Source organism: Aliiglaciecola lipolytica E3, assembly GCF_000314975.1.
In the GTDB taxonomy this organism is placed as follows: domain Bacteria; phylum Pseudomonadota; class Gammaproteobacteria; order Enterobacterales; family Alteromonadaceae; genus Aliiglaciecola; species Aliiglaciecola lipolytica.
Window position 1 is genome coordinate 1 of the sequence record NZ_BAEN01000031.1, and the last position, 10,034, is coordinate 10,034.

The 10,034-nt window shown below is 40.7% G+C and carries 8 protein-coding genes and 2 pseudogenes; 3 read left to right on the top strand and 7 right to left on the bottom strand.

The annotated features are described in order from the left end of the window. Together GLIP_RS21885 and GLIP_RS06800 are read right to left on the bottom strand one after the other, a co-directional pair. A pseudogene (locus GLIP_RS21885) lies at positions 1–168 on the bottom strand (IS5/IS1182 family transposase); the annotation flags it as partial. Positions 169–292: 124 nt separating this feature from the next. Further along, positions 293–634: a Grx4 family monothiol glutaredoxin gene (locus GLIP_RS06800; RefSeq protein WP_008843860.1), complete on the bottom strand. Its 342-nt coding sequence runs from the start codon at positions 632–634 to the stop codon at positions 293–295. Between the two features lie 337 nt (positions 635–971). Here GLIP_RS06800 and GLIP_RS06805 point away from each other — a divergent pair, with 337 nt between their 5' ends. Next, positions 972–1,556 (top strand): Fe-Mn family superoxide dismutase, encoded by a 585-nt coding sequence (locus tag GLIP_RS06805; RefSeq protein WP_008843861.1) that lies wholly within the window; start codon positions 972–974, stop codon positions 1,554–1,556. Positions 1,557–1,722: 166 nt separating this feature from the next. On the opposite strand, the gene GLIP_RS06810 is transcribed toward GLIP_RS06805, so the two are convergent. Together GLIP_RS06810 and GLIP_RS06815 are read right to left on the bottom strand one after the other, a co-directional pair. Continuing rightward, positions 1,723–3,762 carry an NADPH-dependent 2,4-dienoyl-CoA reductase gene (locus GLIP_RS06810; RefSeq protein WP_008843862.1) on the bottom strand — a complete coding sequence of 680 codons (2,040 nt, stop codon included), beginning with the start codon at positions 3,760–3,762 and terminating at the stop codon, positions 1,723–1,725. 27 nt (positions 3,763–3,789) lie between these two features. After that, entirely contained in the window at positions 3,790–4,662 is an 873-nt protein-coding gene (locus GLIP_RS06815) for a crotonase/enoyl-CoA hydratase family protein (protein WP_008843863.1), read from the bottom strand. 188 nt (positions 4,663–4,850) lie between these two features. On the opposite strand from GLIP_RS06815, the gene GLIP_RS06820 reads away from it, so the two are divergent. Then, positions 4,851–5,474, top strand: a complete 624-nt coding sequence (locus GLIP_RS06820; RefSeq protein WP_008843864.1) for a TetR/AcrR family transcriptional regulator — start codon at positions 4,851–4,853, stop codon at positions 5,472–5,474. An 11-nt stretch (positions 5,475–5,485) separates the two neighbouring features. Here GLIP_RS06820 and GLIP_RS06825 read toward each other — a convergent pair whose 3' ends face one another. Then, on the bottom strand, positions 5,486–7,105 hold the full coding sequence (locus GLIP_RS06825) for a GMC family oxidoreductase (protein WP_008843865.1): 1,620 nt from the start codon (positions 7,103–7,105) through the stop codon (positions 5,486–5,488). A gap of 232 nt (positions 7,106–7,337) precedes the next feature. On the opposite strand from GLIP_RS06825, the gene GLIP_RS06830 reads away from it, so the two are divergent. Further along, positions 7,338–8,063 carry a DUF1439 domain-containing protein gene (locus GLIP_RS06830; RefSeq protein WP_008843866.1) on the top strand — a complete coding sequence of 242 codons (726 nt, stop codon included), beginning with the start codon at positions 7,338–7,340 and terminating at the stop codon, positions 8,061–8,063. On the opposite strand, the gene GLIP_RS06835 is transcribed toward GLIP_RS06830, so the two are convergent. Both GLIP_RS06835 and GLIP_RS06840 read right to left on the bottom strand, forming a co-directional pair. After that, positions 8,060–9,553 carry a wax ester/triacylglycerol synthase domain-containing protein gene (locus tag GLIP_RS06835; RefSeq protein ID WP_008843867.1) on the bottom strand — a complete coding sequence of 498 codons (1,494 nt, stop codon included), beginning with the start codon at positions 9,551–9,553 and terminating at the stop codon, positions 8,060–8,062. The two genes, GLIP_RS06830 and GLIP_RS06835, sit on opposite strands and share 4 nt — an antisense overlap. A 27-nt stretch (positions 9,554–9,580) precedes the next feature. Further along, a pseudogene (locus GLIP_RS06840) lies at positions 9,581–10,003 on the bottom strand (TetR/AcrR family transcriptional regulator); the annotation flags it as partial. Between the last annotated feature and the right edge of the window lie 31 nt (positions 10,004–10,034).

A 10,034-nucleotide genomic window follows, 5' to 3' on the forward strand; every position in this document is an offset into this window, starting at 1 on the left:
AAATGAAGGGCGACCATTATTCTGACAATATAGATGAGCCACTTCATCGCGGATGAACTCGAAATCAATCGCCATATCAATCAAGCGAACCAAGTGGTCTTCTGGCACAAGCTCGTTGATATAAACCGTTTCAAACTCGTATTGTTGTGGGGACTTTGGGGTTAGCATGGTGGACTCTCCGAATTTCACTATGCCTATTAGATCAAAGCCCCAGACTTTCGTCTAGGGCTTTTTCAACAGTCTGAAAGGAGCATTAGCTCCTTTTTTAGTTTAATAAAGTCTGGATGAGCACTTAGCTTTGCTTATCTTCTTCAGAGTACTTTTCGGCTGTCTCTTTAATTAAAGGTTGTAATTCACCTTGTTGAAACATTTCCATTATGATGTCGCAGCCACCCACTAACTCGCCGTCAACCCATAGCTGCGGGAAAGTAGGCCAATCCGCATATTTAGGTAATTCGGCACGAATGTCAGGATTCTGCAGAATATCCACGTAGGCGAACTGCTCTCCGCATGACATAAGTGCTTGTGATGCTTGCGAAGAAAATCCGCAACTTGGTAATTTTGGTGAGCCCTTCATATATAGCAAAATAGGGTTCTCGGAAATTTGTTGTTTGATTTTCTCTACAGTGTCCATAATTCCACTCTCTAAATTAAGTTTATTTGAATATGGGTCTAAGTTTACCTGTTTCAACCGGCGCTTAGCAAAAGGATTACTATATTAATTGGTTTTAACCTAATCCATGAGTCATTCTAAACAGACTTAAATTCATTAATAATCTAACAACGAAACAAAAAGTATTTGTGCTACGGGTTGATTATTATCATGCTATCCCCAGATCATCATCTACAAATCATAATATTAGAAAAGATTGAAAACCTACATGTGAGGCTTTACTTTCTTTTATTTCGCGCTAGCATTTAACGATTAGCAATTTAATAAACGCTATTGATCACATATATGGAGAATTAACATGGCTTTTGAACTACCCCCGTTACCTTATGAAAGAAACGCTCTTGAACCGCATATTTCTTCTGAAACGTTGGATTACCACTATGGTAAGCATCACGCTACATACGTAACAAAGTTGAATGGCTTGGTTGAAGGTACAGCAATGGCTGATATGTCTTTGGAAGATGTGGTTAAACAATCTGACGGCGGTGTTTTTAACAATGCTGCGCAAATTTGGAATCATACCTTTTATTGGAATAGCTTAAGCCCAAATGGTGGCGGTGAACCCACTGGTGACTTATCTGACGCAATAGCGGCAAAATGGGGTTCATTCGAAGATTTTAAGGCAGCTTTCAATGATAAAGCCGTAAATAACTTTGGTTCTAGCTGGACTTGGTTAGTGAAAACTGCTGATGGTAGCCTTGATATTGTCAATACAAGCAATGCAGGTACACCAATCACAGAAGAAGGTGTTACACCTCTTATTACTGTGGATTTGTGGGAGCATGCTTATTATATCGATTACCGCAATGTGCGTCCTAACTATCTAGGTGGTTTCTGGGCTCTAGTAAATTGGGAATTTGCCGCAGAAAACTTCGCTAAGTAATTGGCTATAATTTCGTACCACAAAAAAAACCAGTCTCTTGACTGGTTTTTTTATGTATTTTCAAATAGTCAGTATTACAGCATTCAGTTTGCAAACCACCGCGGGGCTAAAGCCCTCACCTACATCAAAACCTGTAGGCTGGACTTTAGTCCAGAAAGCTTGATACTTACAATGTGGCGGCTAACCGCGTCCCTTGATCAATAGCTCGCTTTGCATCCAATTCGGCTGCTACATCTGCCCCGCCGATTAAATGAAAAGGTTTATTCAATCCTTCTGATAATTCTTTTAACGGATCTTGACCTGCACAAATAATCACATTATCCACATCTAAAATTTGTTCTTGTTGATTCACTTTAATATGTAAACCTTGATCATCAATTTTCAGATACTCTACGCCTGCTATCATGTGTACACCTTTGGCTAATAAGCCAACACGGTGAGCCCAACCGGTAGTTTTACCTAAGTTCGCACCAACTTTAGTGGTTTTACGCTGAAGTAAATGAATTTCTCTGCCCGAAGCACTTGGCTGAGGTTTCACGCCTTCAATTCCGCCGCGAGAATTAAACGTCATATCAATCCCCCACTCTTGCATAAAAGCGGGAATATTTTGGCTAGTCGCCTCCCCTTCATGAGCAAGATACTCTGATACGTCAAACCCAATTCCACCAGCGCCGATTACTGCAACTTTATTCCCAACCGGCTTTTTATCTCGTATCACATCTAAGTAACTCAAAACTTTTGAATGTTCTATGCCTGGGATTGCTGGTGTTCTTGGTTTTATTCCTGTGGCAATCAAAATTTCTTCGAAGTCGCTGTTATTTAATTGGTCAACATCAACTCGCGTATTTAATTTAACGTCAACATGAAGCAGCTCAAGTTGTTTTGCGAAGTATCTGAGCGTCTCAAAGAACTCTTCTTTGCCGGGAATTTGTTTCGCAATGTTAAACTGTCCGCCTATTTCACTCGCACTTTCAAACAGAGTGACTTTATGTCCCCTTTGAGCCAGAGTGACCGCAGCAGCCAAACCTGCAGGCCCTGCTCCTACCACAGCCATTTTTTTAATATTATTAGTGCTGACAATATTCAACTCTGTTTCGTGACACGCTCGCGGGTTTACTAAACAGCTTGTATCTTTCCCCTCAAAGACATGATCCAAACAAGCTTGATTACACCCAATACAGGTGTTGATTTCGTCAGCCCGGTCTTCCATGGCTTTTACCACAAATTCTGCGTCCGCAAGAAACGGTCTGGCCATCGATACCATGTCAGCATCGCCGCGGGCAAGCACCTGTTCTGCTACTTCTGGCGTGTTAATACGATTAGAGGTAATGACAGGGATATTTAACGCTTGGCGAAACTTGGCGGTTACCCACGTAAAAGCAGCTCTTGGCACTTTTGTCGCAATAGTCGGAATACGTGCTTCATGCCAACCAATACCGGTATTGATAATAGTCGCACCGGCCTTTTCAATCGCAAGACCTAATTCAACTACTTCATTATAAGTCGATCCACCTTCTACCAAGTCCAGCATGGACAAACGGTAAATAATGATAAAATGTTCACCAACGGCTTCTCTCACTCTTTTTACCACTTCAATGGGTAAACGAATCCGGTTTTGGTATTCGCCTCCCCATTTGTCATCTCTTAGATTTGTTCGACTCGCAATAAATTGATTTAGAAAATACCCTTCAGAACCCATTATCTCTACACCATCATAACCAGCCTTTTGCGCTTGTTTAGCGGTGTATACAAAATCAACGATTTGCTGTTCTATGCCTTCTTCATCTAATGCATTGGGTTTAAAGGGGTTGATTGGAGCTTGCACAGCGGAAGGAGCAACCAACTTTGGATTATAAGCGTAGCGGCCAGTATGCAATATTTGCATACATATTTTACCACCTTCCTCGTGTACCGCATCGGTTATATATTTATGCTCAGCAACGCGTTGATCACTATTTAATAAATTAGTCTTGGCATGCGTCGCACCGACTTCATTTGGACCGAAGCCCCCTGTTACGATAAGCCCTACACCGCCTCTAGCACGCTCTCTAAAAAACGCTGCCATACGAACATGCCCATTCGCTGCTTCTTCAAGGCCAGTGTGCATTGAGCCCATCAAAATACGATTTCTCAAAGTGGTAAATCCTAAATCGAGAGGACGGAATAAATGCGGATAAGGTGTACTAATTTTTAGATCAGCGGTCATAGTTTTAAGGTCCTGTGGAATATAACTTTATTTTTTCGACATCATGGATGTTTTATCCAGTAACTGTGCATATAACGGAGCGCGTTTTTGTTGCTGTGCTGCCATAGCTTCTTGTATGTCGGGCATCTGGAACATACCCGATTGCCATGTCGCCATGTATTTAAGACTGTCGTCTACATTATGGTCACGACTGTAGTTAATCATTTCTTTGCATCCAGCAACGGCCATAGGAGAATTTGCCGCAATTTTCTGAGCGATTTGCATTACAGCAGTCAACATCGTTTGCTGATCTTCGTAAACCTGATTTACAAACCCTTGTGCCAATGCTTCGGCTGCGCTCCAGTTTCTGCCGGTATAAGCCAACTCTCTCACTAGCCCTTGTGGAATTAGATGAGGTAGTCGTTGCAGCGTACCGACATCTGCGGTCATGCCAATTTCAGTCTCTTTTATGGTAAAAAATGCGTCTTGGGTACAATAACGACAATCAGCTGCACAAATCATATCCACAGCACCACCAATAACACCACCTTGCGCAGCAATTAATACTGGAATACGTATTTCTTCCAATGCATTAAATGAGTCTTGTAATTCCAAAACTGAACGTCGTAATTTTTCAGCTCGACGTGCAGGTTCACCAGAAAAGTCTTTCGCCATTTGAGTGAAAACAGATAGGTCCATACCTGCACTAAAGTGTTTTCCTAATGTCGAGATAACGATCACTCTAGCAGCCGAGTGATAATCAATTTTTCGGACTACTTCTGGTAATTCTCGCCAAAACTCGGGGATCATGCTGTTAAGTTGCCCAGGCCTGCACAATTGAAGGTGCGCAACTTGATTCTCTATCGAGACATTGATTGTGGTGAATTGTGAAAAATCTAAACGGGTATCTGAGTTTTCCAAAATATTTTCTCCTAGCTAATCATGTCAATTAAGTTAAGCACGTCTGTTTATTAATGATTGTTTAGTTAATTTATTAACTCCCATAGAAATCATGAATTTTCTATTTCAACACAAACATAACGCAATCTAGACATCGTCAAGATAGAACAGCATGTTGACGCTGTCAAGATCTATGTTAAAGTGATTGAATGACAGTGAATTCTCCTCAAAAAACACGCTATCATCACGGTGATTTGCGAACTAGCCTAATAGAAATGGCTTCATCCATGTTAAAACAAGATGGTGTGGAGAAATTGTCATTGCGCAAACTTGCTGACAATGTCGGCGTATCTCGCACTGCCCCTTATCATCACTTTAAAGACAAAAATGAGCTTTTGTGCGCGATAGCACAACAAGGTTTTAGCCATTGGAAATTACAACTAGATGATATTTTTAACGACGCGGAATTGGATGAAAAAGCAAAGCTCCGTGCATTTATTCATGATTACATTAGTTACGCAGCACAGAACCCAGAACTCTACGATTTAATGTTTGGTAGGACAATTTGGAAACAAAACAGCGCAACTGAGCCGCTCAAGAAAATAGCCTATTCAACTTTCCAGTTTCAGGTGAACATGACCCGAGAATGGCAACGTCAAGGGGTGTTACCAGCTAAATTAGACACACTGCGTTTATCGCAAGTAACCTGGGGCACAATCCATGGAATTGCAAGGTTACTCATTGACGGTATATATGCAGATGCCAGTCACATTGATGAAATGTGTGAAACAGCAATGCAGGTATTTACTGTCAATAACGACTCAACGCCTTAAGTACTGATAACCTACAAATAATTCGCTTGCTTGATCATATCGGCTGCTTTTTCAGCAATCATGATGGTAGGCGCATTGGTATTTCCACCCACTAGGCTTGGCATTACTGATGCGTCAACTACTCTCAAACTCTCTATGCCTTTCACTCTGAGGTGGCTGTCCACTACTGTCATCGGATCATCAACTTTACCCATTTTACAGGTGCCAATTGGATGATAGATGCTTTCCGCACGTTTTCGTAAAAATGCCAAAATCTCTTCATCTGTTTGTGCAGCGGGTCCAGGACCTATTTCTCTTGCTTTGTATTGCTTAAATTCATCAGCAGCCAATATTTCACGAGCTTTGCGAACACCGTCTATCATCACCTTAATGTCATCTGGGTGGGTCAAATATTGCGGATCAATTATTGCGGGCTCAAGCGGATTGTTAGATGCCAACTTAATTTCCCCAACACTTTTCGGATATAGATAACAGACATGAACACCATAACCATAACCAAAGGCAGTTGTGCGACCATGGTTTAGCAAAATAGCCGGTAAAAAATGATACTGTAAATCAGTTCTGTCAGTTGCAAATTTGGATTTGGCAAACCCGCCAGCTTCAGCAATATTTGATGTCATTAAACCCTTACGTCCAAACAAATATTGGAAAACAGATTTGATATACATAGGTATCGAGGGCAAGGCAACAGCGTAACCTTGCCATGCTTTACAACGTTGTTGAACAATAGCATCTAAGTGATCTTGTAAATTTTGCCCTACACCAGGCAAATCAGCCTTAACATCAATATTATGCTCTTTCAGATGAGCCTGTGGACCAACACCAGATAGCATAAGCAACTGTGGGCTATTAATCGCACCACCGCAAAGTAACACTTCGCGACTCGCTTTAAGATTCACCGGTTTACCATCTAGATGCAGCTTTACGCCAGTCGCTCGATTATTTTCGATAACAATTTTTTCAACCTGTGCATGGGTAAATACAGTCAAATTAGCTCTTGCTAATGCAGGTTTAAGATAACCTTTTGCACTCGAGCAACGCTGGCCATTGACCTGAGTCACTTGATAAAAACCCAATCCCTCGCGCTCTTTGCCATTAAAGTCACTTAACTGTGACATACCTACCTGTTCGGCACTTTTAACAAACGAACGTGATAATTTGTTGGTATGGCGCAAATCATTTACGTGTAATAAGCCGTTTGCACCGTGGTCTTCGCTAGCTCCATGTTGCTGTCTTTCAGATTTCTTAAAATACGGTTTAACCGATTGCCAGTCCCAACCTTCAGCACCTTGGGCTTGCCAGTCATCGTAATCCTTTTGATCACCACGAATGTAACACATCGCGTTTATTGAGCTTGAACCACCTAATGTTTTGCCTCTAGGCCAAAATAATTCGCGATTATTTAATTCACGTTGAGCAACGGTATTGTAATTCCATCCAAAGGTTTTGAAACGCGATAACAAAGATAAACCAAATGGAATATGAATGAGTGGACTGGAATCTTTTCCACCTGCTTCGAGCAAGCACACTTGAACATCAGGATTTTCGCTTAACCGAGACGCTAACACTGCCCCAGCCGATCCTGCACCAATAATAATAAAGTCAAATTGGGTTTGTTTTAATTGGTCCATATAGGCGTCTACTTCAATGGTTTACTTATATTTAGCGAAAATTACACGCTGGAATTGATCCAACTGCTCTGATGTCTTACCAGTTAGTTTACCAAAAAATATATAGGCTTGTTACTTTTATGTACTAATAGAACGATATAACTTGTGATAAATAACCCATTGCAAACTTGACATTAAAAGCCTCTGGCCTACACACTTAACCTTAAAACAATCATAAGTAAGTTAAGTTTACGTGGCAGATACACTACAACATCGATTATCGCTAACGATTCGAAAAATAGTAGCTAGATGGATGATCAAACTGGGTAAACTCACACACGTCGACTATACCATCGATGAATTAAATGAATTAGCTCGTCCCCATTTTCCGCAAACCCTAAAAGTTGATGTTCCAATCGGTAAAGGGTCGTTTACTATTCTCGATGCAGAGATTGATATTCCTCGCAATGCTAAAACGGTAAAAGTGCAATTGTACTCAAGTTTGGATATTGATGCTGTGGGTAACCCGCTTTATCGCGCTCACTTGCACATTGTTTTGGATCTGATCCCGCAATATCATGAGGACACAAAGACAGTAACAATTAAATCACTTGAGTTAGATTCGATTAAACTTATCAACGATCACTATGCATTGTTAAACGATTCGAAACAGTTGTTAGATTTAGTGCTACCAAGAAGTGTTCAAAGCTTAATAACCGGAACCTTTAAGTCGGCTATGGGCATAATGACAGCCGGAAGCTCAGACCTTGCTTCAGACTATTTGCATTTGTATTTATCCGGCAGTAAACAGCGGGTACTGGATTATCATAAGCCACAAATAATCACGCTGTTAGATGAATTGAAACACAATCCTGAGTTTGTTTATGAATTAGACAGCAGTGACTGGCAAGAAGCCTTGTTTATCCAACATGGTAAATCTGTTTGTGTCGAACAACGCTGCGTCCGCTTCAAATTCTAAGCAGATTTTTTATGCTCAGTGTCTTGTAAATCCTCATCTTCAGTTTCGTCGTAGACTTCATCATCAACGATAGATAGATCATTTTGGCGCACGCGTTCACCAATGTCATCGATGTTCAATGACGGATCATCAATACAATTTTCGAGCATTTCAAATGCTTCGGTAAAATAGACTGACAGGGTTTCCAACGATTTAACATTCTTATCGCAACACACAATGCCTACATTTGCGGTGCCTGCGTAGGTAATTAATGTAATATTCACACCACCGCCCGGGGTCATGGTGGAAATGGGATAACAAGCCAATAATTTACTGTCTTTCAAATACCGAACATCGGTTGGGCCCGGTACATTAGAAATCAGGATATTAGCAATAGGTCGTACAAAATCGGAAAGCTTTAGCATTTCAAAAAGCATGGAATAAGATTGAATCAACACGGTATAGTAACTAAACGCTAGGGGTCTGGAACGTTTGGCCGCGCGTTTTACTATGCGATGATTCTCGATAATCTGACGCAATCGTAAATAAGGATCATTTTTACCGTGTGCCAAGCGCACTGGTACGATAGCGATTTTATTTCCAGCAGCCTGATCGCCCGGTTTGCGTAAATTAATAGGCATGTTGGTATACAAGGCTTTCTTAAATGTGTGCCCGTGGTCTTTTAGAAAACGATGGACTCCAATATCAAAGCAACATAATAGAATTTCATTAGCTGATGCTCGCGCTCGTTTACTCAACCCCCTAACCCGCGCAAAATTTAAATCCACGGTAGAGACAACTCGCCCCTTTTTAACTTGTCCCGTTAACAAGGTTTTAGTGCCAGAAAATGGTAGAGGCATGTAAGTACTATTGATTCGGACTAATTTCATCAACAATCGCAGGATGATATATAGTAAATCAAATACCACCATAAACAGCTCAAATGCACCGCCAAACAGCAGCGTAAAAAAGCCTAACTTTCTGCGACGTCGGCTTCTACGCTCGGCAGCCCAAACCGGGATAAACGTATCGGTATTTTTCTCAGGTAAATAACCAGCTTGGAACCAACGGATCAATGTTGCCCCATCACCATATAAATGGTGCACTTTGGCATATATTGCGAACTCTTTACTTTTGTTGTCGGTAATGAAGTGGTATTGCCACAATGGTTTTTCGCGATGTAGCCACTCTTCATGCAAAGAAGCCACAAATTTGTGTAATGCTTCTCGATCATTCACATCGTCAACTACATGATATTGTACGTGATAGTCCATATCGAGCGTATCAATTTCATTTAGACCAATTGGAAAGCCCATAAAGGTTTTCACAGTGCCGTTAAAGGGGCTAACTCCTTTATCGAACTGTTTTACCTCGTGACACAAGTTTTCAACGTAGTTTGCGTCAGCACCTTCAGGCATTTCCAAAAGCTGCAGGCTAGCAACATGTTTAGGATTATCTTCAGATTCAGTAATCCAAAATGTTTTGTCGAGAAATGAAAGTTTTTTACTCAATCTCAATTTTCCTTAAAGTACTCATGCTTAAGATTCACCTAATCTGCTTACCAGAGAATGAGTTGCTATCGCATCTTGTAAATGATGCAACTCGCCAGCAGGCAAATTAATATAAGGCAATACAGCAAATAATATTGTTGCTAACCCCTTATACAAGTGTGTTTCATCGTGAATATTTTGGCCTTTTAAAGCGTAGTAGTTGGCAGATTGGGTAAACACTAAACCAATCAGCTCGACTACCTGAATCGCTTGACTTTCAGTGGCTTTAAAACTGCCATTTTTAATAAACACTTTAAGTAACTTTTCTACACATTTTTCTTGCGATAAAAGTTGTAACTTGAATCCTTTAGCCACACTTGGATAATTTTCAGCAAGGTTAGCCTGATTATGGAATAAAAATTGGAAAAGGTGACCCTTTTCTAATATCAGATATAAAAAGTAAAAAAACTCTTCAACACTTAAATACTTTTATTAACAGACG

Excerpts from the sequence above, each read along its gene's own strand:
- GLIP_RS06825 (WP_008843865.1), bottom strand. The coding sequence starts at position 7,105 with ATGGACCAATTAAAACAAACCCAATTTGACTTTATTATTATTGGTGCA.
- GLIP_RS06810 (WP_008843862.1), bottom strand. The coding sequence starts at position 3,762 with ATGACCGCTGATCTAAAAATTAGTACACCTTATCCGCATTTATTCCGT.
- GLIP_RS06820 (WP_008843864.1), top strand. The coding sequence starts at position 4,851 with ATGACAGTGAATTCTCCTCAAAAAACACGCTATCATCACGGTGATTTG.
- GLIP_RS06800 (WP_008843860.1), bottom strand. The coding sequence starts at position 634 with ATGGACACTGTAGAGAAAATCAAACAACAAATTTCCGAGAACCCTATT.
- GLIP_RS06805 (WP_008843861.1), top strand. The coding sequence starts at position 972 with ATGGCTTTTGAACTACCCCCGTTACCTTATGAAAGAAACGCTCTTGAA.